Source organism: Pseudoduganella sp. UC29_71 (assembly GCF_042693265.1).
Taxonomy (GTDB): Bacteria; Pseudomonadota; Gammaproteobacteria; order Burkholderiales; family Burkholderiaceae_D; genus Rugamonas.
On sequence record NZ_CP170549.1, the window covers coordinates 97569 to 124047 of the forward strand.

The 26479-nt window shown below is 64.4% G+C and carries 23 protein-coding genes and 1 pseudogene; 14 read left to right on the forward strand and 10 right to left on the reverse strand.

Features of this window, described 5'->3' with window-relative positions; all coding sequences use genetic code 11:
• Positions 1-32 precede the first annotated feature (32 nt).
• Positions 33-851, forward strand: coding sequence for a glycosyltransferase (locus tag ACFJI2_RS00405; protein ID WP_377703272.1), 819 nt, complete (start codon positions 33-35; stop codon positions 849-851).
• Between the two features lie 137 nt (positions 852-988).
• Positions 989-1405, forward strand: coding sequence for a 4-oxalocrotonate tautomerase family protein (locus ACFJI2_RS00410; protein WP_377703273.1), 417 nt, complete (start codon positions 989-991; stop codon positions 1403-1405).
• Positions 1406-1407: 2 nt separating this feature from the next.
• On the opposite strand, the gene ACFJI2_RS00415 is transcribed toward ACFJI2_RS00410, so the two are convergent.
• The 3 genes from ACFJI2_RS00415 to def all read right to left on the reverse strand — a co-directional run bounded on the left by ACFJI2_RS00415 (position 1408) and on the right by def (position 3953).
• Complete coding sequence (locus ACFJI2_RS00415; RefSeq protein WP_377703274.1) at positions 1408-2328, reverse strand: LysR family transcriptional regulator; 921 nt, start codon at positions 2326-2328, stop codon at positions 1408-1410.
• A 41-nt stretch (positions 2329-2369) separates the two neighbouring features.
• Positions 2370-3329, reverse strand: a complete 960-nt coding sequence (fmt, locus tag ACFJI2_RS00420) for a methionyl-tRNA formyltransferase (RefSeq protein ID WP_377703275.1) — start codon at positions 3327-3329, stop codon at positions 2370-2372.
• An 81-nt stretch (positions 3330-3410) separates the two neighbouring features.
• On the reverse strand, positions 3411-3953 hold the full coding sequence (def, locus tag ACFJI2_RS00425) for a peptide deformylase (RefSeq protein WP_377703276.1): 543 nt from the start codon (positions 3951-3953) through the stop codon (positions 3411-3413).
• Positions 3954-4115: 162 nt separating this feature from the next.
• Here def and ACFJI2_RS00430 point away from each other — a divergent pair, with 162 nt between their 5' ends.
• The 4 genes from ACFJI2_RS00430 (at position 4116) to ACFJI2_RS00445 (ending at position 9821) form a co-directional block, all read left to right on the forward strand.
• Positions 4116-5216, forward strand: coding sequence for a LysM peptidoglycan-binding domain-containing protein (locus ACFJI2_RS00430; RefSeq protein WP_377703277.1), 1101 nt, complete (start codon positions 4116-4118; stop codon positions 5214-5216).
• 8 nt (positions 5217-5224) lie between these two features.
• Entirely contained in the window at positions 5225-6430 is a 1206-nt protein-coding gene (gene dprA / locus ACFJI2_RS00435) for a DNA-processing protein DprA (RefSeq protein WP_377703278.1), read from the forward strand.
• A 52-nt stretch (positions 6431-6482) separates the two neighbouring features.
• A complete protein-coding gene (locus ACFJI2_RS00440; protein WP_107877792.1) occupies positions 6483-6947 on the forward strand; it encodes a DUF494 domain-containing protein in 465 nt (154 codons plus the stop codon).
• 186 nt (positions 6948-7133) lie between these two features.
• Entirely contained in the window at positions 7134-9821 is a 2688-nt protein-coding gene (locus ACFJI2_RS00445) for a DNA topoisomerase III (RefSeq protein ID WP_377703279.1), read from the forward strand.
• Positions 9822-9923: 102 nt separating this feature from the next.
• Here ACFJI2_RS00445 and ACFJI2_RS00450 read toward each other — a convergent pair whose 3' ends face one another.
• Together ACFJI2_RS00450 and ACFJI2_RS00455 are read right to left on the reverse strand one after the other, a co-directional pair.
• Positions 9924-10652, reverse strand: coding sequence for a hypothetical protein (locus tag ACFJI2_RS00450; protein WP_377705776.1), 729 nt, complete (start codon positions 10650-10652; stop codon positions 9924-9926).
• The gene (locus ACFJI2_RS00455) at positions 10652-11383 is read right to left on the reverse strand and encodes a hypothetical protein (RefSeq protein WP_377703280.1); all 732 of its coding nucleotides are present in this window, start codon (positions 11381-11383) and stop codon (positions 10652-10654) included. The genes ACFJI2_RS00450 and ACFJI2_RS00455 overlap by 1 nt, the downstream gene beginning before the upstream one ends.
• A 95-nt stretch (positions 11384-11478) precedes the next feature.
• On the opposite strand from ACFJI2_RS00455, the gene ACFJI2_RS00460 reads away from it, so the two are divergent.
• From ACFJI2_RS00460 to ACFJI2_RS00475, 4 genes are all read left to right on the forward strand, one after another.
• On the forward strand, positions 11479-12402 hold the full coding sequence (locus ACFJI2_RS00460) for a LysR family transcriptional regulator (RefSeq protein WP_377703281.1): 924 nt from the start codon (positions 11479-11481) through the stop codon (positions 12400-12402).
• A 40-nt stretch (positions 12403-12442) separates the two neighbouring features.
• The gene (locus ACFJI2_RS00465) at positions 12443-12919 is read left to right on the forward strand and encodes a hypothetical protein (protein WP_377703282.1); all 477 of its coding nucleotides are present in this window, start codon (positions 12443-12445) and stop codon (positions 12917-12919) included.
• Positions 12920-13145: 226 nt separating this feature from the next.
• A complete protein-coding gene (locus ACFJI2_RS00470; RefSeq protein ID WP_377703283.1) occupies positions 13146-14741 on the forward strand; it encodes a methyl-accepting chemotaxis protein in 1596 nt (531 codons plus the stop codon).
• A 34-nt stretch (positions 14742-14775) separates the two neighbouring features.
• A complete protein-coding gene (locus tag ACFJI2_RS00475) occupies positions 14776-15195 on the forward strand; it encodes a hypothetical protein (protein WP_107877780.1) in 420 nt (139 codons plus the stop codon).
• 10 nt (positions 15196-15205) lie between these two features.
• Here the strand turns inward: ACFJI2_RS00475 and ACFJI2_RS00480 are convergent, their stop codons facing one another.
• From ACFJI2_RS00480 to ACFJI2_RS00495, 4 genes are all read right to left on the reverse strand, one after another.
• A complete protein-coding gene (locus ACFJI2_RS00480; protein ID WP_377703284.1) occupies positions 15206-18778 on the reverse strand; it encodes an ABC transporter permease/M1 family aminopeptidase in 3573 nt (1190 codons plus the stop codon).
• A 10-nt stretch (positions 18779-18788) separates the two neighbouring features.
• The gene (locus ACFJI2_RS00485; RefSeq protein ID WP_377703285.1) at positions 18789-19682 is read right to left on the reverse strand and encodes an ABC transporter ATP-binding protein; all 894 of its coding nucleotides are present in this window, start codon (positions 19680-19682) and stop codon (positions 18789-18791) included.
• A 155-nt stretch (positions 19683-19837) separates the two neighbouring features.
• Positions 19838-21034, reverse strand: coding sequence for an ABC transporter permease (locus ACFJI2_RS00490; RefSeq protein WP_107877774.1), 1197 nt, complete (start codon positions 21032-21034; stop codon positions 19838-19840).
• Positions 21035-21037: 3 nt separating this feature from the next.
• A complete protein-coding gene (locus ACFJI2_RS00495) occupies positions 21038-21817 on the reverse strand; it encodes an ATP-binding cassette domain-containing protein (RefSeq protein WP_377703286.1) in 780 nt (259 codons plus the stop codon).
• A gap of 98 nt (positions 21818-21915) precedes the next feature.
• On the opposite strand from ACFJI2_RS00495, the gene ACFJI2_RS00500 reads away from it, so the two are divergent.
• Positions 21916-22389 carry a hypothetical protein gene (locus tag ACFJI2_RS00500; protein WP_377703287.1) on the forward strand — a complete coding sequence of 158 codons (474 nt, stop codon included), beginning with the start codon at positions 21916-21918 and terminating at the stop codon, positions 22387-22389.
• A gap of 33 nt (positions 22390-22422) precedes the next feature.
• Positions 22423-23066, forward strand: a pseudogene (gene coq7, locus ACFJI2_RS00505) (2-polyprenyl-3-methyl-6-methoxy-1,4-benzoquinone monooxygenase).
• Between the two features lie 62 nt (positions 23067-23128).
• On the opposite strand, the gene ACFJI2_RS00510 reads toward coq7, so the two are convergent.
• A complete protein-coding gene (locus ACFJI2_RS00510; RefSeq protein WP_107877766.1) occupies positions 23129-23551 on the reverse strand; it encodes an OsmC family protein in 423 nt (140 codons plus the stop codon).
• A gap of 152 nt (positions 23552-23703) precedes the next feature.
• Here ACFJI2_RS00510 and ACFJI2_RS00515 point away from each other — a divergent pair, with 152 nt between their 5' ends.
• Positions 23704-25905, forward strand: coding sequence for an NHL repeat-containing protein (locus tag ACFJI2_RS00515; RefSeq protein WP_377703288.1), 2202 nt, complete (start codon positions 23704-23706; stop codon positions 25903-25905).
• 136 nt (positions 25906-26041) lie between these two features.
• Positions 26042-26470, forward strand: a complete 429-nt coding sequence (gene rplM / locus ACFJI2_RS00520; RefSeq protein ID WP_056398365.1) for a 50S ribosomal protein L13 — start codon at positions 26042-26044, stop codon at positions 26468-26470.
• The last annotated feature ends 9 nt before the right edge of the window (positions 26471-26479 follow it).

The window sequence follows — 26479 nt, forward strand, 5'->3', positions numbered from 1 at the left end:
CAATACCCGCGTTGTTCCGGTAACATGGCGGCATGAAGATTACCGTTATCATCTCCGCGCATAAAAAGCGCCGCGAAATGGAGTTCGTCCTGACCGGCTACGCCGCCCAGACCCGCATGCCGGACGAGATCATCGTTTCCCAGGACGGCGAGTTCCCCGAGATTGCCGAGGCAGTGGAAAGCTGCCGCCACCTGGACCTGCCGCTGATCCACCTGACCCAGGAGCACCGGGGCTTCGGCAAATGCCGCGCCCTGAACAAGGCCATCCTGCAGGCCAGCGGCGACCTGCTGCTGTTCACCGACGGCGACTGCATTCCGCGCGATGATTTCGTCGAGACCTACCTGCGCCTGAGCCGTCCCGGCGCCTTCCTGGCCGGCGGCAGCCATATCAGCGTGCCGGAAGCGTACCATTTGAATAACGACCTGCGCCCGGCCATCCTGGACCAGCGCCTGTTCGACTACGACTTCCTGAGCGCCATCCCGGGCTTCGACAAGAGCCGCAACCGCCTGCTGCGCAATCCGCGCCTGCAGCGCTTCTACGACTTCCTGTCGCCGCGCAACGCCTTCAGCGGCGCCAACAGCTGCGCATGGCGGCACGACGTGCTGGAAGTGGGCGGCTTCGACGAAAGCATGGCCTACGGCGGCGAAGACCTGAACATGGGCCTGCGGCTGAACAACATCGGCGTGCGCGGCGTGCGCGCGCGGCACTCCATCGTCAGCCTGCACCTGGACCACGGACGCGGCTACTACGACGCCGCGCTGCACCAGGCCAACCAGGAATGGAACAAGGAAGTGCGCAGCCAGCGCCACGTCTTCCCCCGCCTGTCCCCCATCCGCCAGCTCAAACCGTAGGGCGGCTTAGCGCCGCGCGCGTAAGCCGCCTATGTGCGCCGCCCGCACAAATCATGTGCGCCCGCGCGGCTGGTGCGGTTGGGGCAGGAGGCCTACGATGGCTACACCTTAACCCGATCCACTAAAGGAGTAGCACCATGCCCATCCTGAACCTCACCCTGTCCACGCCGACCAACAACGCCAGCGCCGACCAATCGCAGCGCGCCGCCGCCATCCTGCTGCGCCTGACCCACGACATCCTGCACAAGGCGCAGCCGCTGACCTCCATCGCCATCTCGCACGTGCCGCAGCAGCACTGGTACATCGGCGAGCAGTCGCTGGCGCAGCAAGAGAAGGCCAGCTTCTTCCTCGACATCAAAATCACCGACGAGACCAACACGGCGATCGACAAGGCGGCCTACATCAAGGCGGTATTCGAAGAAATGGCCGGCTTGCTTGGCCCGCTGCACGAGGTGAGCTACGTCCACATCGACGACGCACGTCCCGCCGCCTGGGGCTACGGCGGCCTCACCCAGCAGTACCGCGCGGTGAAGAAGATGGAACAGGCCGCCTAGCCTCAGGCCCAGCCGCGCTCGCGGTAGTGGGCGGCGGCGAAGTCGATGAAGGCGCGTACCTTCGGGGACAAGTGGCGGCTCTGCGGATAGAGCGCGTACAGTTCCCGGGGCCGCTGCGGATAGTCCGGCAGCAGCGCGGTCAAGGCGCCGCGCTGCACGTCTTCGTGCACGATGAAGGCGGCGGCGCTGATGATGCCCAGGCCGCCCAGCGCGGCCGCGCGCAGGGCGACGCTGGTGTTGGCTTGCAGGTTGCCTTGCACGCTGACCGTCTCTGTCGCGCCGTCCGGGCCGCTGAAGGTCCACTGGTGCGGATGCTGCGCCTGGGTGTAGGCCAGGCAGTTGTGGTTGCGCAGGTCGGCCGGCGTGCGCGGCGCGCCGTGCTGTTTCAGGTAGGCGGGGCTGGCGGCCAGCAGCAGCGGGCTGTCGGCCAGTTTCTTTGCCACCAGCGTGGAGTCCGGCAGGCCGCGCGTCAGGCGCAGCGCCACGTCGAAGCCGTCTTCGATCAGGTCGACAATGCGGTCGTTGCAGACCAGGTCCACTCTTAATTCAGGATAGTGCGCGATGAAGGCGGGCAGCCAGCCGGCCAGCTCCAGCGTGCCGAAAGCCATGGGCGCGTTGATGCGCAGGCTGCCGGACGGGCGCGCCTGATGCCGGCCCACGGCGCGGTCGGCGTCGTCCAGGGCATCCAGGATCTGGCGGCTGGCTTCGTAGTATTGCTTGCCGGCGTCGGTGAGGGCGAAGCGGCGCGTGGTCCGGTTCAGCAGCTGGGCACCGAGATGGGCTTCGAGCTGCTTGATCTGGCGCGAGACGGCGGTGTGGCTGAGGTCCAGCGCCTCGGCAGCAGCCGTGAAGCTGCCCAGTTCGACCACGCGGCGCAGGGCGCGCAGCGCGGCCAGCTGGTCGATGCGCACCGGCTCAGCCAAGCGCGCCGCCCCGTATGTGCGGCGGCAGGCGCACAGCCGCCTCAGGCGAAACGCAGGCCATCCAGCGCGAAGCCCTTGATGAACTCGGCAGCCGGCAGGCGCTTGCCGCCCGGCTTCTGCAGCTCGGTCAGGCGCAGCGATCCGCCGCCGCCGCAGGCCACCACGATGCCGTGCTGCGCATCCGCCGCCAGCACCTGGCCGGCGGGGGCCGAGCTGTCGGCGTCCAGCACTTCGGCGCCCCACAGCTTGATGGTCACGCCGTTCACGTCGCCGTGCGCGCCGGGGAAGGGGTTGAAGGCGCGGATCTTGCGGCCGATCTCGCGCGCGGACTGCGAAAAGTCCAGCGCCGCTTCTTCCTTGCTGATCTTGGCGGCGTAGGTGACGCCCGCTTCCGGCTGCGGCACCGCTTCCACGATGCCGTGTTCCATCTTCTGCATCACCTTGACGATCATGCGCGCGCCCATGGCGGCCAGCTTGTCGTGCAGCACGCCGGTGCTGTCCTGCGGGCCGATCGGCAGGCGCTCGATCAGCAGCATGGGGCCGGTGTCCAGGCCTTCTTCCATCTGCATGATGGTGACGCCGGTTTCCGCGTCGCCGGCTTCGATGGCGCGGTGGATGGGCGCGGCGCCGCGCCAGCGCGGCAGCAGCGAGCCGTGGATGTTGATGCAGGGCTTGATGTCCAGCGTGCTGCGCGGTAGGATCAGGCCGTATGCGGCCACCACCATGGCGTCGTAGTCGGTCGCCATCAGCAGCTCATGGGCTTGCCTGGCTTCGGCGGCGCGCTGCGGATCTTTGCTGTCCATGCGCAGCGACAGCGGCTGCGCTACGGGGATGTTGTGCGCCACCGCGTACTGCTTCACGGCGGACGGCTGCAGGTGCATGCCGCGTCCGGCCGGGCGGTCGGGCTGGGTCAGCACCAGGGGGATCTCGAAACCCGCCTCGTGCAGGCTTTGCAGCGCCACGGCTGCGAATTCGGGTGTGCCCGCGAAGATTATTTTCATCTTTTTTCCTCTTGTGATGGCACTAACAGATTAACAGATGGCACTAAAAAACATGGCCGGACAGTGCCGGCCATGTGGTGATCAGATGCGGCGGCCTTGCTCGCGCAGCGCCTTTTCACGCGCCAGCCCGCGTTCTTCCTTGATCATGCGGGTCTTGATGCGGTTGCGCTTCAGCGGCGACAGGTATTCCACGAACACCTTGCCCATCAGGTGATCCATTTCATGCTGGATGCACACGGCCAGCAGGCCGTCCGCTTCCAGCTCGAACTGTTCGCCCTTGACGTCGAAGGCGCGCACTTTCACCTGGGAAGGGCGCTCCACGCCGTCGTACACGCCGGGCACCGACAGGCAGCCCTCGTCATACACCTGGCGCTCTTCGCTGGACCAGATGATTTCCGGGTTGATGAAGGCGATCAGGTTGCTCTTGTCTTCGGTGATGTCGATGACGACAACGCGCTCGTGGACGTCCACCTGGGTGGCGGCCAGGCCGACGCCCGGTGCCTCGTACATGGTTTCGGCCATGTCGGCGACCAGTTTGGCCAGGCGCGCGTCGAAGGCGGTAACAGGCTGCGCCACCTTGTGCAGGCGCGGGTCGGGATAGCGGAGGATATTCAATATGGACATGCGGATTAGTCGTGTGACTTAAAAATGCAACAGGCACACCCTGCTGCGCAGCGTGGTTTCTCTTGCTAGTTCAGGGTATTATGGGCAGAATTTGATTCAGCAGGGCAACCTTCAGGTCGCGATCCAGCCTTTCGTCCATGCCCGCCTTTAACGGACATCTTAATGAAAAATTTTAGCACAGTCGGCGCACGCCTGTTGATCGCGACGCTCATTTCCGGTGCAGGAGCCGCTTCGGCGCAGACCATGAACTGCGAATTCCGGCCCAATGCGCCGGACCAGCACGTGGTGGTCAAGGGCGATACCCTGTGGGATATCTCCGGCAAGTTCCTGGAGCGGCCTTGGTGCTGGCCGCAGGTTTGGGGCATGAACCGCGAGGAAATCCGCAATCCGCACTGGATTTATCCGGGCCAGATCGTCTACCTGGACCGCGCCGCAGGCCGGCTGCGGCTGGGCAAGCGCGTCGGCGACGGCAGCGGGGCAGGCGATCCGTCGGCGCTGCGCCTGTCGCCGCAGCTGCGCACGGAAGGCCTGGGCAAGGATGCCGTGCAATCCATCCCGACCGGCGACATCGAACCGTTCCTGACCCAGCCGCTGATCATCGAGGACGACGAGCTGAAGAACGCGCCGCGCATCATTGCGGCCCAGGAAGGCCATGTTTTCCTCGGCAAGGATGAAAAAGCCTATGTGCGCGGCGACCTCAAGGGCGGCACGTCGTTCCAGGTGTTCCGCCCCGGCAAGCCGCTGAAGGACCCGGTCACCAAGGCCGTCATCGGCCAGGAAGCATTCTATTTAGGCACGCTCAAACTGGTGGCGCTGGCCAAGGCCGGTTCCGAAGTGCATACCTTCACCGTCGCCACGGCCAAGGAAGAAATGGGCAAGGGCGACTTGCTGATGCAGGCGCCGCCCACGCCGCTGCAAAACTACGTGCCGCACCCGCCCGAGCGCCAGGTGGACGCGGCCGTGGTCGCCATTTACGGCGGCGTGACCCACGCCGGCCAGAACCAGGTTGTCAGCATTAATCGCGGAAAGCTTGACGGACTCGATATCGGCTCCGTGCTGCAGCTGTACCATAAGGGGAAGACGGTGACCGATCCGGGCGCCAGCAAAGGCTGGCACAACCTGGGGAATCCGCAGGTCAAGCTGCCGGACGAGGAAGTGGGCAGCTTGTTTATCTTCCGCGTGTTCAAGCATATTTCGTACGGCCTGATCATGCAGGTGACGGCGCCAGTGGAAGTGGGCGACGTTGCCAAATCGCCGGAGTAAACCCCGCCGTGCAAGCCACGGATACCCCCGCCCCCGCCCCGCAGCCGCTGAGCCGCGCGGCACTCGCCAGTTGGCTGCGCCTGCAGCTGACGCCCGGCGTCGGCGTCACTGCCGGCGCCGCGCTGATATCTGAACTGCAACATCCCGACTGCGTGTTCGACGCCGCTCCCGCCCGCCTGGCCGGGATATTGGCCGAGGTGCTGGCCGACGTGCTGGTGGCTTCCGCCGTGCAGGCGCTGCGCGCGCCGCCGCCCGCGCTGCTGGACGAGGCGGCCCGGCTCGCGGACGCCGCGCTGGCCTGGGCGGAGCAGCCGGGCCACGCGCTGATGGCGCTGGACGATCCCGCCTTCCCGCCCCAGCTCGTCCATATCCCCGCCGCGCCGCTGCTACTGTATACAAGAGGACGGCGCGAGCTGCTGTACCGGCCCGCCGTCGCCATTGTTGGCAGCCGCAATGCCAGCGCGCAGGGCGTGGCCAACGCGGACCGCTTTGCCGAGGCGCTGGCGGCGGCCGGGCTGACCGTGGTGTCCGGGCTGGCGCTGGGGATAGACGCCGCCGCCCACGCGGGCGCCTTGGCGGGCAGCGGCGGCGCTGGTGGCGGCGCCGGCACGGTGGCCGTGATGGGCACCGGCATCGACCGGCTCTATCCCGCCCGCAACCGCGAGCTGGCGCTGCGCATCGCCGCCGAGGGCTGCATCGTCAGCGAGTATCCGCTGGGCACGGCGCCGCTGCCAGACAATTTTCCGCGCCGCAACCGCATCATCAGCGGCCTGGCGCGCGGCGTGCTGGTGATCGAGGCGGCCGCCCAGTCCGGTTCGCTGATTACGGCGCGCTACGCCCTGAACCAGGGGCGCGACGTGTTCGCCGTGCCCGGCTCCATCCACGCCACCCTGAGCAAGGGCTGCAACGCGCTGATACGGGAATGCAAGGCCAAGCTGGCCGAGTGCGCCGCCGACATCCTCGAGGAGCTGCTGCCCGAGGCGCCGTCGGGCGCAGGCGCCGAGCGCCTGCAGGCCACCGCCCTGGTGCGCGCCGAACTGGAGGCGGTGCTGGCCGCGCTCGGCCACGATCCGGCCCACGCCGACACCCTGGCCCAGCGCGCCGGCCTGTCCGCCGCCGATGCGCACACCCATCTGCTGGCGCTGGAGCTGGCCGGCCTGGTGGAACGTTTGCCGGGAGGAATTTTTCAGCGCCTGACCCGCCGGGGCCAGTAACGATGCGGTGCAGGGCTTGTGTTTCGCCGTTCTTAACTGTTAGAGTAGCGCCATGTTCGACATCCTTGTTTATCTCTACGAGACTTATTACCGCCCCGATGCGTGCCCGGAACCGGCCGCATTGGCACGGAAACTGTCGGCCGTCGGTTTCGACGACGAGGAGATATCCGAAGCGCTGGTCTGGCTGACCGACCTGAATGAAATGGCCGGTGTCGAGCAATCGCTGACGGCCGCGTCCACCGGCACCCGCTACTATGTGGAAGAGGAAAGGGACGCGCTGGGCACCGCCGCCATCGGCTTTATCCAGTTCCTGGAAAGCGCGCAGGTGCTGTCGCCGCTGCAGCGCGAAATCGTCATTGAACGCGCGCTGGCGCTGGATGAAATGCCGGTGTCGCTGGGCAAGCTGAAAGTCATCGTCCTGATGCTGCTGTGGAGCCAGGGCAAGGAGCCGGACGCGCTGATGTTCGACGACCTGTTCGGTTCCGACGAAGACCAGATGCCGCGCCTGCTGCACTGAGCCTGCTTCCCGCTGTTCCCCGCTTGCATGCCGCAAGACTTCAAGATTACCCTATGCAGCGCCAGGCCGCCTTACCGCGGCAACCATGCCGGGATTGCAAAAGTTCAGCATGCGGTATAAGAATGTTCTGTATGATGCGCATGCTGCGCCAAATCCAGAGTAAAAAAACAAGAGAATACGAAAACTATGAGCAAAACCCTCATCATCGCCGAGAAGCCATCTGTCGCGAACGATATCGCGAAGTCGCTGGGCGGCTTTACCAAGCACGATGAGTACTTTGAGTCGGACCAATACGTGCTGTCCTCGGCCGTGGGCCACTTGCTGGAAATCGCGGTCCCCGAAGAGCACGACGTCAAACGCGGCAAATGGAGCTTCGCGCACCTGCCGATGATCCCGCCGTACTTCGCGCTGAATCCGATCGCCAAGACCGAGTCGCGCCTGAAAGTGCTCAACAAGTTGATCAAACGCAAGGACGTCACCGGCCTGATCAACGCATGCGACGCGGGCCGCGAAGGAGAACTGATCTTCCGCCTGATCGCGCAGAACGCCAAGGCCAAGCAGCCGGTGCAGCGCCTGTGGCTGCAATCGATGACGCCCAACGCGATCCGCGAAGGCTTCAACAACCTGCGCTCGGACGATGAAATGCTGCCGCTGGCCGACGCCGCGCGCTGCCGTTCGGAAGCGGACTGGCTGATCGGCATCAACGGCACCCGCGCCATGACCGCGTTCAACTCGAAAGAGGGCGGCTTCTACCTGACCACCGTGGGCCGCGTGCAGACGCCGACCCTGTCCATCGTGGTCGAGCGCGAAGAGAAGATCAAGAAATTCGTGCCGCGCGACTATTGGGAGGTGCGCGCCGAGTTCATCTGCGCGGCCGGCGTGTACGAAGGCCGCTGGATGGATACCAGCTTCAAGAAGGACGAAACCGATCCGGAAAAGCGCGCCGAGCGCCTGTGGTCCAAGGCGGCGGCCGACAGCATCGCGCTGGCCTGCAAGGGCAAGCAGGGCAACGTCACCGAGGAATCCAAGCCGACCACTTCGATGGCGCCGGGCCTGTTCGACCTGACCAGCCTGCAGCGCGAGGCCAACGGCCGCTTCGGCTTCTCGGCCAAGAACACGCTGGGCCTGGCCCAGGCGCTGTACGAGAAGCACAAGGTGCTGACCTACCCGCGTACCGATTCGCGCCACCTGCCGGAAGACTACCTGGACACCGTCAAGGAAGTGCTGGGCGTGCTGGGCGAGAACAACAACTACCACACCTTCGCCAAGCAGATCCTGACCAAGGGCTGGGTCAAGCCGAACAAGCGCATCTTCGACAACAGCAAGATCTCGGACCACTTTGCCATCATTCCGACCGGCATCGCACCGAAGAACCTGTCCGAGCCGGAACAGAAACTGTACGACCTGGTGACGCGCCGCTTCATGGCCGTGTTCTTCCCGGCCGCCGAGTTCCAGGTCACCACCCGCTACACCGAAGTGTCCGGCCACCAGTTCAAGACTGAGGGCAAGGTCATGACCAACGCCGGCTGGATGGCCATCTACGGCAAGGACGTGGCCGCCGACGACGACAAGGAAGGCAGCGGCATGCTGGTGCCGGTCGCCAAGGGCGAGAAGGTGCACACCGAGAAAGTCACGGCCAACGGCCTGGTCACCAAGCCGCCTGCACGCTACACGGAAGCAACGCTGCTGTCGGCCATGGAAGGCGCCGGCAAGCTGGTGGACTCCGACGAGCTGCGCGACGCCATGGCCGGCAAGGGCCTGGGCACGCCAGCGACGCGCGCGGCCATCATCGAGGGCCTGCTGGGCGAGAAATACCTGCTGCGCGAAGGCCGCGAACTGATGCCGACTGCGAAGGCGTCGCAGCTGATGACCTTGCTGCGCGGCCTGGGCGTGAACGAACTGACCGCGCCGGAGCTGACCGGCGAGTGGGAATACAAGCTGTCGCAGATGGAAAAGGGCCGCATCTCGCGCGAGGAGTTCATGCGCGAAATCGCCCAGATGACGCAAATCATCGTCAAGCGCGCCAAGGAATACGACAACGACACCATTCCCGGCGAGTACGCCACCCTGACCACGCCGTGCCCGAATTGCGGCGGCGTGGTGAAAGAGAATTACCGCCGTTTCGCCTGCACCAAGTGCGACTTCTCGATGAGCAAGACACCGGGCAGCCGGCAGTTCGAGATCGCCGAGGTGGAGCAACTGCTGAAGGACCGCACCATCGGCCCGCTGCAAGGTTTCCGCTCCAAGATGGGCCGTCCGTTCGCCGCCATCCTGCGCATCGTGCGCGACGAAGACATCAGCAACTTCAAGCTGGAATTCGACTTCGGCCAGAACGACGAAGAAGGCGAGGACGGCGAGGGCGTGGACTTCACCGGCCAGACGCCGGTCGGCCCGTGCCCGAAATGCGCCGCCAACGTCTATGAAATGGGCCTGGCCTACGTGTGCGAGCACAGCGTGGCCAAGCCGAAGACCTGCGACTTCCGCAGCGGCCGCATCATCCTGCAGCAGGAAATCCTGCCCGAGCAGATGAGCAAGCTGCTCAACGACGGCAAGACCGACCTGTTGCCGGGCTTCGTGTCGCAGCGCACGCGCCGTCCGTTCAAGGCCTTCCTGGTGAAGGGCAAGGACGGCAAGATCAGCTTCGAGTTCGAAGAACGCAAGGCCAAGCCGGGCGCCAAGCCGAAAGCCGGCAAGGCCGACGCGGCCGAAGGCGCCGACGGCGAAGCGGCAGCGGCACCGGCAGCGCCGGCCAAGAAAGCCGCCGCCAAGCCGGCCGCCAAGAAAGCCGCCGCCAAGCCCGCAGCCAAAAAGGCGGCTGTCAAGCCGGCGGCTAAGAAAGCACCGGCCAAGAAAGCCACCGCCACCGCGGAGTAAGCAGCGGCGCAAAAACGGGACCTTTGGGTCCCGTTTTTACATCAAATCGTACGCGCCGCTGGCGAGTTCTTTTCCGTCGGTGTCCGGCGCTACCGGCGGCGCCTACGCCAGTGCCGTGACGCGCCAGTGGCCGGGGGCGAAGGGGAGGGTGGTGATTTCGGCCGGCGACAGCAGCTGCGCCGCGAGCGCGTCCGCGTCGGGCACTTCCTGGCCTTCCAGCCAGGCGCAGTTGGAGCCGGCGATGCGCCAGCCGCCGCCTTTGTGCAATACCGTGAACTCGCTCCAGGCGCTGTGGTCGGGCGCGCCCGGCAAATAGGCGTCGCTGGGACTGCCGCAGGCCCACGCCATCCAGCGTTCGCCGATGATCAGGTAGGCCACGGCCGCCGAGCCAGCCGAAACGGGCGCGCCGGTGGTTTCCAGCCGCACGCCGCGCATGGGCGCGGACGCCATGCGTATCCAGTCTTCCTCGTAGCTGTTGTCGATGCCGGTTTCATGGACGGAATCCTCGCTGTCGAAGCGCATCCAGCCCGCGTCGAGGTCGGCGCTCAGCGCGGGGAAGGCGATTTCCGGGCGCCATTCGCAGCGGTCGCCCGTCACCACGGTCTTGCCAGCAAAGCCGGTCTGCGCGCTGAAACGGGCCAGCTGCGCGGGCGCGAGCCTGGCCAGCTGGGTGCGGCTATCCATGGAAGGGCGGTCGATGGGGATGCGCAGATCGATGTGGAAGCTGGCGGACTGAAACCACCAGACCTGCGTGCTCAGGTCGCTGGTGCCATTGCTGCGCCAGATACCGGTGCGTCGCCACAAGCCTTGGTAAATCGCAGGAACTGTCATCACCGTAAGTCTTCGGTAAAGAAGTAGACCGTGCCGCGTATAGCGGACGGAACTGCCTGCAGCGCGGCGGCTAGCGCGTTCGCGTCCGGTTCGGCCACGCCGTTCCTGGCGATGGTAATCGGTGCGTAGGGCGCGTGCGATGCTGCACGGTAAGAAACAATATGATCGAAATCAGGCCGGCTGTCGATATTCTTGATCAAAAATCGTTGATTACCGTTGCCTATTTGCACATAAGTTGCTGTGGAGATTTTTTTAACTTCCGGGGAGAGCTGCCGGTACAGCAAAACTTTATCCACCACCAATGTTGCGGCGCTGTACTGTGTCTTGCCGCCTTGCTCGAAGTGGCCGAGCACCAAGTCTGCTTTGAACTGGCGCAGCGGTACAGTGGCGCCGGGAGACAGGCGATCCAGGTCGAATTTTTCGGGCGCCACCGTCCACAGCGCAGTCTTGCCGTCGAGGCGGCGCTTCAGCGCTGCGTCCAGCCTGGCGTCCGCCACGTGCAGCTGCAGCACCACCTGGTAGTCGTGCGGCGCATGGAACATCGGCAGGTGCGAGGCGTACAGGCCGTCCTTGCCGCCGAATAGCGCCATGCCATGCTCGCCGTAGGTGGGGCCGGCGGCCAGGGTGGGCGCCGGCACCGCCAGCAATGCCAGCAATGCCAGCAATGCCAGCGGGAAGCTTGCGCGCGCCGCGTTCATGTGCGCACCGGCAGCGTGCGGCGGCGGATCCATGGTCGTAGTGTGATTGAGTTCATGCTGCCATGGTATGCTCGCGATAATGTCGCGTAAAGCAACTTAAATTCACGTATTGTGTCCAATTTGGAATCATGAATCTTGCCGATCTGCGTATTTTCGTCAGCGCCGCGCGCCGTCCCTCGCTCGGCGCGGTGGCGCAGGAAATGCATTTGACTCCGTCTGCCGTGTCCAAGGCGCTCCGGCGGCTGGAGGATAGCCTGGGCAAGTCCCTGTTCGACCGCAGCGGCAAACAGCTGGCGCTGAACGACAGCGGCCGCTTCCTGCTGTCGCGCGCGCAGACGCTGCTGGCGCTGGCGGACCAGGCCCGCTCGGATCTGCTGGGCGAGCAGGCGGCCGTCGATTGCCGCGTCGGGGGACCGGCCATCCTGCTGTGGCGGCACGGCAAAGCGCTGGCGGACGCACTGCGCAGCTACCCCGACGCCAGCATCCGCATGCAGGCCATGTTCGAGGATGAAGCGCTGGCAGCGCTGGCGCGCGGCGACGTGAATGCGGCCATCGTGACCGGCGAAGTGACCGAGGGACGCGGCGAGCACTGGTCCGACGAATGGATCGCGACGCCGCTGGGTGGCGTGGTGCAGCACTTGGTGGCGGGGCGCAGCCATCCGCTGGTACAGGCGCTGGCCGGCTCCCGCGCACCGGCGGCTCCCGCCGCCGCCGTGCTGCACGCGACAAGCGCCCAGGTCCTGGAATGCGATTTCGCCTGCCCCTCCCGTTCGCTGTTCTGCGGCGTGCAGCGCGGCTCCCGCTCCGACGGCTGGCGCGACGACCAGTTCCCGCGCAAGATCCGCTACTGGACCGACGACCTGCAATTGCTGCTGGTCTTGGTGAAATCCGGCGCAGCGCTGGCCTACCTGCCCGACTTTGCGCTGGACGATCCCGCGCTGGTCCGCATCCAGGTCAGCGATTGCGCTTTCGTTTGCAGCGAGCAGGTTGCGCTGGTGTGGAACCGCGCGCGTGCCCCGGGCTGGCTGCGCACCCTGGCCGGGCTGATGTAAGCCGCCTTGTCTTCACTGCAGAGGTGGCTATAGTGTAGCTATGATCCCCGCACTAACATTGCCGCCAAGTTATTCCCTGTACCAGCCTCCCGCAATCGAGGAGACCGGCACGGAGGACGCCGTGCTGCCGTCGATCGCGGTCAGCCTGTCCGAGCAGTCCAGCGTGGTGGCCTCGCTGGGCGGGAACAATTCCGCTGCACAGGTCTATACCGCGTCCGGCTTGCTCAACTCGATCCTGCAGGCCGGTTCGCTACAGGAACCCGTGGCGGTGCCGCCGCTCGGCAGTCCGACCCAAGGGCAAGCCCAGTTGCAGCAGGACCAACTGGTCGCCGCCAGCCTGGCCGCGAGCACGTTCAGTTCCGGCCTCTACACGGGCGCTGGCCTGCTGCAAAGTGCGCCTCCCGCGCTGTCGTCCTATTGGGGCGACGTACTCAAGACCCGTCCCAACCTGGCCGGCGTCGCCGCCAGCTCCCTGTTCAACAGCTCCGTGCTGGGCGCGTTCGAGGCCTACGCCTAGGCTTGCGCATCAATCTACGTAGTTTCCACGAGGCACCATTTTCGTCTTGGTGCTACACTCCTGGCCTTCCCTAGCAGTCCTGTCAATACCAAGTGCAGCGTACTTTCATCCGCTGCGCGCTGTCTCAACGTAGCAATTCGTCGTTTCCCGTGGACGCACTGGCACCATTTTTCAGCCGGGGCGCGGTTCATCCGCTTGTGTCCCACCCATAGTTTTTGAGAGAAAAATGAAAAACCTGAAAATTGGCACCCGCCTTGCCGGCGGCTTTGGGCTGGTGTTGCTGCTCACTATGTTGATGACCTGGATAGGATTGAGCCATATGCAATCCGTGGCCGAAGCCACCGGTGAAATGATGCAGCAGCCGCTGGCCAAGGAGCGCATGATTTCCGACTGGTACCGCCTGATCCACACCAGCGTGCGCCGCACCACCGCTATTTCCAAGTCCAGCGACGCCAGCCTGGGGCCGTTCTTTGCCGCCGACGCCGCCGCTTCCACCAGCGAAGTGAACGAGCTGCAAAAGAAGGTGGAGCCGCTGCTGGAAAGCGACGACGAGAAGAAGCTGTTTGCCGACATGGTGGCGGCGCGCAAGCGCTACATCTCCTCGCGCGACGGCATCGTGGCGCTGAAGAAGGAAGACAAATTCGACGAAGCCGCCGCGCTGCTGGAAAAGCGCTTCATCCCGGACGGCAAGGCTTACCTGGACGCGCTGAACGGCCTGCTGGTGATGCAGCGCCAAAGCATCGACGCCAACGCCGCCCGCATCGACGCCAGCTACCGGCAGAACCGCCGCTTCATGCTGGCCTTCGCCGCCGTGGTGCTGGCGCTGGGCGGCGTCTGCGCCTGGCGCCTGACGCGCGGCATCACGCAGCCGCTGGGCCGCGCAGTGGAAATCGCCTGCGCCGTGGCCTCCAACGACCTGCGCAGCGACATCGTCATCGACAGCAAGGACGAAACCGGCCGCCTGCTGCAAGCGCTGAAAACCATGAACGACGGCCTGGCCCGCATCGTCGGCGAAGTGCGCGACGGCACCGACCAGATCGCGACCGCCTCGGGCCAGATCGCCGCCGGCAACCAGGATTTGTCCGCCCGTACCGAGCAGCAGGCGGGCAGCCTGGAAGAAACCGCGTCGTCGATGGAAGAGCTGACCTCGACCGTCAAGCAGAACGCCGACAACGCGCGCCAGGCCAACCAGCTGGCCGTGGCCGCCTCCCACGTCGCCGAGCGCGGCGGCGAAGTGGTGGGCCAGGTGGTGGACACGATGGAATCGATCAACGCCTCGGCGCGCAAGATCGTGGACATCATCAGCGTGATCGACGGTATTGCCTTCCAGACCAATATCCTGGCGCTGAACGCCGCCGTGGAAGCGGCCCGTGCAGGCGAGCAGGGCCGGGGATTCGCGGTGGTGGCCACCGAAGTGCGCAACCTGGCGCACCGCAGCGCCGCCGCCGCCAAGGAAATCAAGACGCTGATCGACGATTCGGTCGGCAAGGTCGACACCGGCAGCAAGCTGGTGGAGCAGGCCGGCATGACGATGAGCGAAGTGGTGGACAGCATCAAGCGCGTGACCGACATCATGGGCGAAATCACCACCGCCAGCCTGGAGCAGAGCGCCGGCATCGAGCAGGTGAACGAAGCCATGATCCAGATGGACAACGTGACGCAGCAAAACGCGGCCCTGGTGGAAGAAGCCGCCGCCGCGGCCGGCGCGCTGCAGGAGCAGGCCGAATCGCTGGCGGACGTGGTGAGCGTGTTCAAGCTGGCCGAAGGCTACAGCCGTGCGACGGCTCCGCAGCGTGCGCTGCAAAAAACCGAAAGTATGTAGACTGGTACCACAACTACATGCTTTGGGAGAAATTATGCGAAATACCTGCTTGAAACTGAGCGCCCTGTGCGCCGCACTGCTGCTGTCCGCCTGCCAGACCACGCAAACCAGCAATACCGCCGCACAGGACGAGGCGCCGTCGCCGAAGAACCCCGAGTTCACGTCCGAGATGGCGAAATTCAACGCCCAGTTCCCGAACGCCAAGGTCAGCAAGTACGAGGAAGAGTCCATCGCGCACAACAACGCGCAGAAATTCGATGAGCGCGGCAACTGCCACGGCAAGTCGAAATATCCGGTCACCATCATGCTGCTGCTGGACGCGAACGGCAAAGTCACCAATACCGTCACGGACGTGGAGAACAGCAAGGCAGCCTGCTTCCGCCAGACCTACGCTTCCGTGCAATTCCCGAAACCGCCGATCGCGCCTTACCGCAAGGCCATCCTGCTGAAATAAGCGCCGCCGTTCACAGCTCGACGGCGATCATATTGTCGTCGGGCTTGCGGTCGATCAGCTTGTTGTCCGGGTCGATACCGGCCTTGGCCGGACGGCCGTTCACCACCAGCGTATAACTGCCTTCCTTCTGCGTGACGAGCTTGCGCTCGCGCAGCAGGCTGTTGCCGTCCTTGTCGTCCACGCCCACGTCGATCAGGTCGTGGATCGGCACTTCTTTCTCTGCACCCAGCCCATCCGCGCGCAGCTTGCTGGCGTGGACTTTCAGCGTGACCTCATACTTGCCGTCGGGCCGCTTGCGCGCGGTCGCGCTCAGTGCGCGGTTGTCGTGCAGCACGATGGAATTGAACAGGTCGTCGATCAGGTAGGCTTGCTCGGGCGGCGCAATCCGGCGCAGCGCATCCACCAGCACCGTCACGCTCGGGTAGGGCGCCGTGTTGAAGGCGTGCTTGACCAGCAGGCTTTTCAGCACGGCGTTCACCTTGTCCTCGCCCAGGATGTCCTGCAGCTGGTACATGGCCAGGCTGCCCTTGCGGTAGTGGATGTAGGGCTGGTTCTCGTTGTCGGCCAGCGGCAGTTCCGTCTTGTTCTCCAGCGCGCGGCCCAGCAGGTACTGGTTCAGGTCGTAGCGCAGGAAGCGGCGCATCTTGTCCGGGCCGTACTGCTTCTTCATCACCATCAGCGCCGAGTATTCGGACAGGGTTTCGCTCAGCACCGTGGCGCCGCGCGTGTCGCCGCCCACCAGCTGGTGCGCCCACCACTGGTGCGCCACTTCATGCGCGGTCACGTAGAAGGGGTAGTCGATGTCCTTCGGATTCTTGTCGTCCACCTTGGCGATGAAGCCCACGCTTTCCGAATACGGGATGGTGTTCGGGAACGATTGCGCAAAGCCGGCGTAGCGCGGGAACTCCACGATGCGCACCACCTTGTGCTGGTAGGGGCTGTAGTTCTTCGTGTAGTACTCCAGCGCGTCCTTCACGCCCTTGGCCATGCGGTCCAGGTTGTATTCGTGGCCGGGCTGGTAGTAGATCTCGATGCCCACGTCCTGCCACCAGTCGTGCTTGACCGCGTAGCGGGCCGACTGGAAGGCGTAGAAATTCAGGATGGGCTTGTCCATCTTGTAGTGGAAGTAGCGGCGGCCCTTGGCCTTCCATTCCTTTTCCAGGTAGCCCGGCGCCACGGCCACCTGGTCGGCGCTGGTGCTCACGGTGGCGTCGAAGGTGACCCAGTCGGCGTCGCTGCCCAGGTAGTTGTTGGCCAGGCCCTTGGGATCGTCGCGCGGCAGGGCGCGTTCCTGCGCCGGCAGGCCGTGGCGCTTGCGGTCGCGCGGATCGGTCAGCTCGGCCTGGCGCTGGTAGCCGATGTGCGGCAGCTTGGTGTTGTTGAAGAAGGTGCCGTTGCCCACCACCGGCGTATCTTGGCCCAGGCCGAGGATACCCTTGGGCGCATACTCCAGCTCGAATTCCAGCGGCATGCGCGCGCCCGCCGCCAGCGGCGTGGACAGCGAGTAGCGGTACACGCCCAGGTCTTCATCCTTCATTTTCAGGTGCGCCACCTGGCCGAAGCGCAGCGGCTGCATGTCGGAGGTGGTGTCCTGCGTGATGTAGATGTCGGTGATGGGCTGGCCGCTCTTGTTCTCCAGCATGTAGCGGCCTTTCACCTGCAGGCGGCGCTTTTCAGGCTCGATGGACACGCCCAGCTGCACGTCCGTGATGCGCGGCTGCGCCATGGCGGCCAGCTGCTTGTACTTGCGCTCGTAGTCGGCGCGGTCGGCCAGCTGGCGGTAGGTGGACTTGTAGCAGTTGGCGATGTGCAGGTTGTAGAACAGCACGGCGCCCGAGCCGAGCACGATGCTCACGCCGACGGCCAGCGTGGCCAGCACCGGCATGGTCAGCGCGTGGCGCGCCAGCGAGATGCGCTGGCGCCATTCGTCGTTGTTGCCGCGCGCCCAGAACAGCAGCGACAGCACCACCAGGATCAGCGCCGAGCCGCCCCAGTACAGCTCGAACCAGCGCTCGCGCACCAGGTAGTGGCCATAGCCGTTCATGGCCGAGTAGACGAAGCCGGGCGAGGTGCCGTACACCAGCATCGGATGCTCGATGCCCAGCGAGGGCAGGGTGATGCTGGCCACGTAGTACACGATCATGGCGAAATGGGCCATGTATTTGTGGTTGATCAGCACTTGCGCGGCTATCGCCAGCACGGCCACCAGCGCGTAGGACGGCAGCTGGATGGTGAACAGGTGCTGGAAGTACAGGCCGGGCTCGAACTGGAAGTAGCCGTTGAACATCTGGATCGCCATGCCGCACACCATCACCACCAGCATCAGCAGGGCCTGCAGGCCGATCAGCGCGAACAGCTTGGACAGCAGCGGCAGCCAGCTCGGCACCGGCAGCGCGTCCAGCATCTGCGCCATGCGGTTCTCGCGCTCGCGCCACACCAGCTCGCCCGCGTAGAAGGTGGTGATGACCAGCATGAACAGCGCGAAGGTGTCCGTCACCAGCTCCAGCACCATGTAGGTGACCGGGTAGGTCTTGGTGCCGTACATGGAACCCATGTCCAGCGCGCCGGCGAACATGGTCAGCACGCCGGCCAGCACGATCACCAGGAAGTAGACGTTCTTCACCGTTTCGCGCAGGTTCAGCCAGAGGTTTTTCAGCAGCAGCAAGCCCAGGCTGCGCGACTGGAAGTCCGGCGTTTCGTGCGTGTGGCTGGCGCTGTGGCTGATGCGCAGCGCCGGTTCGGCGTCGCCGCGCGCGTCGGCCTTGCCGCTGTCGATGCTGCTGACGAAGCGGAAGCGCCAGTAGCCCAGCAGCAGTACTACTAGCGAGAACGAGGTCCAGATCACGCGGTTCAGCAGGTACACGCCTTCCGGCAGCACCAGGCGCGTGTTGCGCTCGGCGATGGGCCAGTATTCGGTGAGGTTGATGGCGGCCGCCGTGCCGAAGGGGTCGATCAGCGCGGCCAGCGTCTTGTAGTCCAGGTCGCGCGCCAGGCCGGGCGCGACGATGTAGCCGATCAGCATGACCACGCTGGAGATATAGACCGGCAGCATGCGCCGCGTCAGCGCGGCCAGCACGAAGAAGATGGCGCCGAAGATGAACAGGTTGGGCAAGAGCGTGGTGAAGTAGGGGATCAGCCAGGCCGCCAGCGGCGGATGGCCCAGCCGCTCGGGATCGATGCCGGGGATGAAGGTGCCCAGCCAGGCGCCCAGCAGGATGGACGCGAACACCACCGCCAGCGTCAGGTAGGCGCCGATGAAGCGGCCCAGCATGTACTGGTACTTGCGGATCGGCGCGCTGAAGAAGAAGTGGTGCATATCGTATTCGAAGTCCTGCTGCACCGAGCGGCCCATCATGGCGGCTACCACGATCACGCCCAGGCAGCCGAGGAAGCTGGCGGTGAACATGATGGAGCGCGGCGCGTTGATGAACACGCGGCCGCCGAAGGTGACGACGGCTTCCTTGAACACGCCGCCGGCAGCCGCCATCCACAGCATGGCCAGCAGCAGAAACATGCCGAAATAAACCCAGGTGGACAGCATTTTCAAGCGCTGGCGCGCTTCGAACAGGGCGATGGCGAACATGGTGGCCGCCTTAATCGCAGCGATCGGCCGCGTTGTGGCGGCCGGCGATGGTGGCGAAGTAGAGGTCTTCCAGGTCGCCGATGGCTTCCTCGAAGCCGTCGCCCGGATCGTCGTCGCTGTAGACGTGGATCAGGGTGCGGCCGGACAGCAAACGGGTGGAAATGACGGCGTGGCGGGTCTGGAACTGCTGCAGGTCGCGCTTGTCGACAAAGCGTGCCCAGATCTTGCAGCTGATGTCGTCGATCAGCTGCTGGGTCTGGCCGGTGAGCAGCAGGTGGCCCTTGTTGATGATGGCCATGTTGGCGCACAGGTCGGCCACGTCGCTGACGATGTGGGTGGACAGGATGACGGTGCGGTCCTCGCCGATGTCCGACAGCAGGTTGTGGAAGCGCACGCGTTCCTGCGGGTCCAGGCCGGCGGTCGGTTCGTCGACGATGATCAGTTTCGGGTCGCCCAGCAGCGCCTGGGCGATGCCGAAGCGCTGGCGCATGCCGCCGGAATAGGTGCCCAGCTTCTGGTGGCGCACTTCGAACAGATTGGTCTGCTGCAGCAGGCCGTCCACCACTTCGCGCCGCCGGGCGCGGTTGGACAGGCCTTTCAGCACCGCGAAGTGGTCCAGCAGTTCGTAGGCCGACACCTTCGGGTACACGCCGAAGTCCTGCGGCAGGTAGCCCAGCAGGCGGCGGATCTCGTCCTTTTCGTCCAGCACGTCCAGGTCGCCCAGGAACACCGAACCGGAATCGCATTCCTGCAGCGTCGCCAGCGTCCGCATCAGGGTGGACTTGCCGGCGCCGTTAGGCCCCAGCAAGCCGAACATCCCGGCCGGTATCGTGAGCGAAATATTGTCCAGCGCCACCACCCCGTTGGCATAAGTCTTGGACAAATTGCGGATGCGTAATTCCATGCTGACTCCTGTCGTGTCCTGCTGCACTGCAACAGGACATACCACTATTCAATGTTGGCATTGTATTGAAAATGCGGCTGAGCGGTGGCTTCATTGCGACAGTCGGCAAAATTGGGGTTCCAGATTGCCGAAAGCAGGCGCTTTGCCATGGAATGTTAATTTCGGAACAGCACCTGTTCACGGCTGAACCACCAGCGGCACAGGGCCAGCAGCGCGCCTGCGGTGGCGGTGGTGGAGACCAGGATCACGGCGAACATGCGGTAATCCATGGTGCCCTTGACCAGTTCCTTCATGGCCAGCGATACATTGGTCAGCGGCACCATGGCCCAGAACCAGTTCAGCTCCACGCCCGGCAGCAGCGCCACCATCACCGGCAGCAGCGACAGCAGCATCAGCGGCGAGATCAGCCCGGCCGCCTCCTTGTAGCTCTTGGCGTAGATCGACAGCGACAGCAGCACGGAAGCGAAGATGGCGGCGGTGGGCGCCAGCATCAGCGCCAGCATGGCCATGTCCAGCACGCCGATGGCGCGCACCATGGCGGCCAGGTCGGGCGAGGCCGTGCCGCCGAAAAAGAACAGCAGCACGCTCATGCTGACCACCATCAGCACGGACGAGGTCAGGCCGATGGTGAACAGCACCAGGAACTTGGCCAGCACGATGGCGCTGCGCGGCACCGGCGCCAGCAGCAGCGTTTCCAGCGTGCCGCGCTCCTTCTCGCCGGCGCCCAGGTCGATGGCCGGATACATGGCCGCCATCAAGCAGCCCATCAGCAGCAGGTAGGGCAGCACGCCGCCCAGCAGGGCGCCCATCTGCTCGCGCTTGCCCGCCGTGGAGCGCTCCTGCAGCGTGACCGGGTTGAGCGCGAAGCGCAGCTGGTGCTTGCTCAGGTTCAGCGCCGACAGCTCATCCTCGCGCAGCCTGGCGTTATGGGCTTCCAGCTCGGCCGACACGCGCTTGCGGATCACGTCCACCATGACGGCGCTGTTGTAATGCAGCACCACGCTGGCCTGCTGCTTGCTGTCCAGCTGCTGCTGGAAGGTGGGCGGGATCACCAGCGCGAACTTGATCACGTCCTTGTCGATGGCGTTGCGGATCTCGTCCGGCGTGGCCAGCGCCACTTCGCGGAAGCCGTGTTCGGCCGTGAAGCGCTCGGCCAGGCCGGGCGCGTATGCCTTGCCGAACACGGCGTAGGTCAGCTCGGCGGTGCGGGCCTTGTTGAACATATTGGTGGACAGATAGCTGAAGCCGCCCAGGATCAGCGGCATGGCCAGCACCGGGATCAGTACCGTGAAGATGAGGGTCTTGCGGTCGCGCGCCAGTTCCAGGATTTCCTTGAGATAAATGGTCCACATGGCTCAGCCCTCGCGGTTGATGACGTCGATGAAGGCGTCGTACAGGTCGGCGCTGCCGCCCAGGTGGCGCAGCTGGTCGACGGTGCCGTTGAAGGCGGTCTTGCCGTGGTTGATGATGCACACGCGGTCGCACAGCTTTTCCACCTCGTGCAGGTGGTGGGTGGAAAACACCAGCGGAATGCGCAGCGCCTTGTAGCTGGCGATAAAGTCCAGCAGGATCTTGGACGACATCACGTCCAGGCCCGTGGTCGGCTCGTCCAGGATAACGATCTGCGGGTTGTGCACCACGGTGCGGGCGATGGCGCATTTCTGCTTCATGCCGGTGGACAGGTGGTCGGCGCGCTTGCTGCCGTAGTCCTGCATCTGCAGCAGTTCGAACAGCTCGTCGCAGCGGCGCTTCAGCTCGGCGCCATCCATGCCGTGCAGGCGGCCGAAGTACTCCACGTTCTCGCGCGCCGTCAGGCGCCCGTACAGGCCGGTGGAGCCGGACAGGAAGCCGATCTGCTGGCGCGCCAGCAGCGGGTTTTGCAACAGGTCCACGCCGTTGACCAGGGCTTTGCCGGCGTCGGCCGTGAGCGCGGTGGACAGCAGGCGCAGCGTGGTGGTCTTGCCGGCGCCGTTGGGGCCGAGCAGGCCCAGCACTTCTCCGGGCGCGCAGCTGAAGCTCACGTCGCGCACCGCGTGGAACCAGCCATCGTGGCCGCGCGGGTCGCGCGTTGCCGGCGCCTGCCCCTTGTGTCCGTGCAGAGGAAAGCGCTTGGCCAAGCCCTGAACTTCGAGCATTTTGTTATCCTGTTGTAAAGATGGTGAGCAAGGGTAGCATGCAAAAATTCTGACGTGCAAGGTACAAAAGCGTTTTGTCTTGCTATAGTCAAACCACCATGAAAAACAGCCAGCTGATCGATAGCGCCACCAAAGAGAAAATCCTTGCCGTCACGCGCTGCGGCACCACCGTGTCCGAGGCCACCGGCTTCTTCCGCGTGGCGCTGGGCCTGCACTACCTGTCCGGCCTGATGACCAAGGAAACCCTGGATTTCAAGAAGCTGGACAAGGAATACAACCGCTTCATCTACCACGCCATCGGCAAGGGGCACAGCATCACCAGCATCCTGCAGTACATGAGCGGCGAGAAAGTCATCAAGGTAGTCGATTCGCCGCGTTTCCTGCGCGCTTTTGGCGAACACTGCGATGCGGTGCCTGTCGACAGCATTCCCTTCCTGCTGGGCTTGAACCTGGGCGTGGCCAAGGACTTGTCCGGCATCGACGTGCGCGGGCCGGTGGCGGATTGGATCGAGCGCCAGCGCATCCTGCGCGAGGAGAGGGAAGCGGTGGCGCTGGGAAATCCGGGCCTATAATGATGCTTTCCGAACCAGCTTGAGCAGAACACCATGGCAGCCAACCATTTCCACACTCCCCTGGACCGTTTTATTGCCAGCGCCGACAAGGCGCTGCGCGTCATGGCCGGCGTCGCGTCGGCGTCGCGCCCGAACCCGGCCGCGCACGCGGCGGACGCGGCGCTCACCGAAGCGGAGCAGCGCCACGCCGCCGGCCTGATGCGCGTGAACCACGTGGGCGAAGTGATGGCGCAGGCGCTGTACAACTCGCAGGCCCGCTTCGCGCGCAGCGACGAGATCCGCACGCAGTTCGAGCACGCCTCGCGCGAGGAAGAGGACCACCTGGCCTGGACCGCGCAGCGCCTGGGCGAGCTCGGCTCGCAGATCAGCGTGCTCAATCCGCTGTTCTACGCGGGCGCCTACGCGCTGGGCACGGCCGCCGCCGTGCTGGGCGACGCGCGCAGCCTGGGCTTTGTGGTGGAAACGGAACGCCAGGTGGAAAAACACCTGGCCAGCCACCTGGACAAGCTGCCGCCGCAGGACGCCAAGTCGCGCGCCATTGTCGAGCAGATGCGGGTGGATAGGTAGCGCACGGCGAAGCGGCGCAGCAGATGGGGGCGGCCGCCGCGCCCCTGCCGGCGCGGCTGGCCATGTCGGCCATGGGCAAGCTCATGACCGGCACGGCATACTACATTTGAAAGTGCCGCCTCAGCGATCGGCACGTAGGGCGGGTTAGTGCGCAGCACGTAACCCGCCGCTATCAGCCTTCCACGATCTCGTAGGAGTGCGTGATCTCGGCGGTCTTGGCCAGCATGATGGACGCCGAGCAGTATTTGTCGTGCGAGAGCGACACGGCGCGTTCCACCGTGGTCTGCTTCAGGTTCTTGCCGGTGACGGTAAAGTGGAAGTGGATCTTGGTAAACACCTTCGGATCGGTGTCCGCGCGTTCAGCCTTCAAAGTCACCTCGCAGCCACGCACGTCTTCCCGGCCGCGCTTCAGGATCAGCACCACGTCATAAGCGGTGCAGCCGCCGGTGCCCAGCAACACCATCTCCATCGGGCGCGGCGCCAGGTTGTGGCCGCCGCCTTCCGGCGCGCCGTCCATGTTCACCAGGTGGCCGGAGCCGGTCTGGGCCAAAAAGCTCATCCCGGACGGGCCGTTCCAGCTGACTTTGCATTCCATTTCATCTCTCCGTAAAAAAACTTTGCGACTATTGTAATGGAGCAAAGCTGGCCGCGCTTGGCGCTTGCCCCCGGCTGCGCAATCTCGCATACTAGATGGTTCCGATTTAACAATTTGCCTCCCGTCAATCCCTTTCAAACAGGTAGGAACTCATGAGCCACGCTACTGCATCCAATACCAGTTTCAAGCACCTGTGCCACTACGGCGAGCTGGCCGTGCCCGGCATGACGAAAAGCGGCGAACTGCCGGACAATTTCACCATGAATTCCCCGGTCGGCGTTGCGCGCGACAACTACAACCACGTGTGGGTGTGCGACACCGGCAACAGCCGCGTGCTGGTGTTCACGGCCGATTTCGGCACCCTGCTGCATGTGATCGACGGCGACCCGCACAGCACAGGCCTGGACCAGCGCCTGCTCATGCCTTTCCACCTGTGCCCGCACCCCACCGACGACATCATGTACTGCACCGACATGGGCAACGGCCGCGTGGTGGCGTTCGAATACGACGAGCACAGCGCGGACTTCCACTTCGCCTTTGGCAACGTGGCCAGCAAAACGAATGGCAAGACCTTCCTGCCGCTGTCCGACCCGAACGGCATCGCCATCGTCAAGGAAGCGGACGGCCAGCACTACCTCTACGTGGCCGACGAGTTCTTCCACACCGAAGGCGACGTGCGCAGCCGCTGCGTGAAGTTCACGCTGGAAGGCGAGTTCGTGCTGCAGTTCCGCGCCGTGAAGGACGTGAACAGCACCCACGAGCTGCTGTGGCCGCAAGGCCTGGCCAGCGACTCGAAAGGCAACCTGTACCTGGCCAACACCGGTCACTACGAAATCCTCAAGATCGACACCGCCTGGCCCATCAAGAACGAAACCGTGCAGGCCAGCCGCGAGACCGCGCTGCTGCACGGCTTCGGCCAGCCGACCGGCATCGGCAAGTTCAACGTGATGCGCTCGGTGTGCGTGATTGACGACTACGTGTTCGTGCCCGGCCAGGTGGAAAACGCCATCATGGTCTACAACCCGGAAGGCAAGCTACAGGAAAAAGTGGTAGGCATGCTGCCCATGTGGAACCACGAGCCCGAGCCCGTGCATTCCTACACCGACCTGATCTACGGCGCGCTGGAAGACCGCGTCTTCGTCGGCCCCTACCAGATCTGCGCCGGCAAGGACAAGAACACCTACTACATCAGCGAACCGTTCGCCTCCACGGTGCTGCACGTGAGCATCAACATCATCGACGACAGCCTGCCCACCGTGGCCGTGCTGCTCGATTCGGTCGGCCACCGGCGCGACAACGCGTCCAGCGCGCTGGCCACCTCGCAGTTCAACTGCATGACCTCGGTGATCCGCGTCGACCCCAACCGCAAGGGCTCAGGCGTGCTGCCGGTGAAAAACTGGTGGGACGGCTGGGCCAAGACCACGGCTGGGGTCTACCAGTACTGGTACGACCACCTGCTCAAGCCGGCCGGGCTGGACCCGCTGGCCCACGTCGGCACCGCCTCGTACAACATTGATTCGGGCAACTGGTGCCTGAAGACCTTCAACACCGCCGTCGATCCCTACGCCCAGCTGCAGGACATGGTGCGCGGCTTCTTCACCCCCGGCGACATCGCCATGACGGCCTACTACCCGTCGCAGCCGCTGCTGGGCCAGGTGTGCCCCGGCACGCCGCTGATCTTCATCACCAACTTCAATATGTGCACGGTGTCCATGTACCAGTACGGCCCGAACGGGCACTTGCTGAACTACGGCGTGCCATTCGGCCGCGAAGGCGTGGGCGGCGAAGGCACGCTGAAGGCGCCGCAAGGCATCACCGTCAACAGCCACGGCGAAATCTATATCGCCGACTCGCTCAACAACCGCATCTCCAAATGGCAGCTGCAAGCCACCGGCATCGTCACCTTCGTCAGCAATTTCGTCTGGGAGGAGGATGGCAAGCCGCTGGCCACGTTCACCCCTTGCGACATGGACGTGGACTCGCAGGACCGCCTGTTCGTGTGCGACCAGTTCAACAACTGCATCCGCGTGTTCGACCGCGAAGGCAAGAGCCTGTGGAGCTACGGCCGGGCCGGCTATTGCGACGACCTGGCGAAAGATTATGAAAACTTCTACCTGCCCGCCAGCCTGTGCATCGACGAGGACGACAACCTGATTGTCAACGACCTGGTGAACCGCGCGCTGAAAGTGTTCAAGATCGGCGACGACACGCTGGCCTACAAGACCGGCGACCTGGTGTTCAAGAAATACCCGGAGGCGGGCGGCGTGTGGATGCCGTTCTTCATCTATGCGCACAAGGGCAACGTCTACGTGCCGGACACCACCTTCAACGTCGTCAACGTATACAGCTATTGACCGGAATGCGCAAGCCGGGCTATAATTGCCGGCTTTCCCATTCGCTCAGGGAAAGTAAACAACAAGGATGCGTCCGCTGCAACACTGGGGCGGAACCACCAGATGAGCGTTTTTATCTTTCACAGAAAGTCATAACATGAAAACTTTTTCCGCTAAGGGCCATGAAGTCCAGCGCGATTGGTTCGTGATTGACGCGACGGACAAAGTCCTCGGCCGTGTTGCCAGCGAAGTGGCACGCCGACTGCGCGGCAAGCATAAGCCAGAGTTCACCCCTCACGTCGACACCGGTGACTTCATCGTCATCATCAACGCAGGCAAACTGCGCGTGACCGGCACCAAAGCAACCGAGAAGACCTACTACCGTCACTCGGGCTACCCAGGTGGCATCTACGAGACGAACTTCCTGAAAATGCAACAGCGTTTCCCAGGCCGTGCTCTGGAAAAAGCCGTCAAGGGCATGCTGCCAAAAGGCCCACTGGGCTACGCAATGATCAAGAAGCTGAAAGTGTACGCCGAGGGTTCGCACCCGCACGCTGCTCAGCAACCTAAAGCACTCGAAATCTAAGGAACTGAC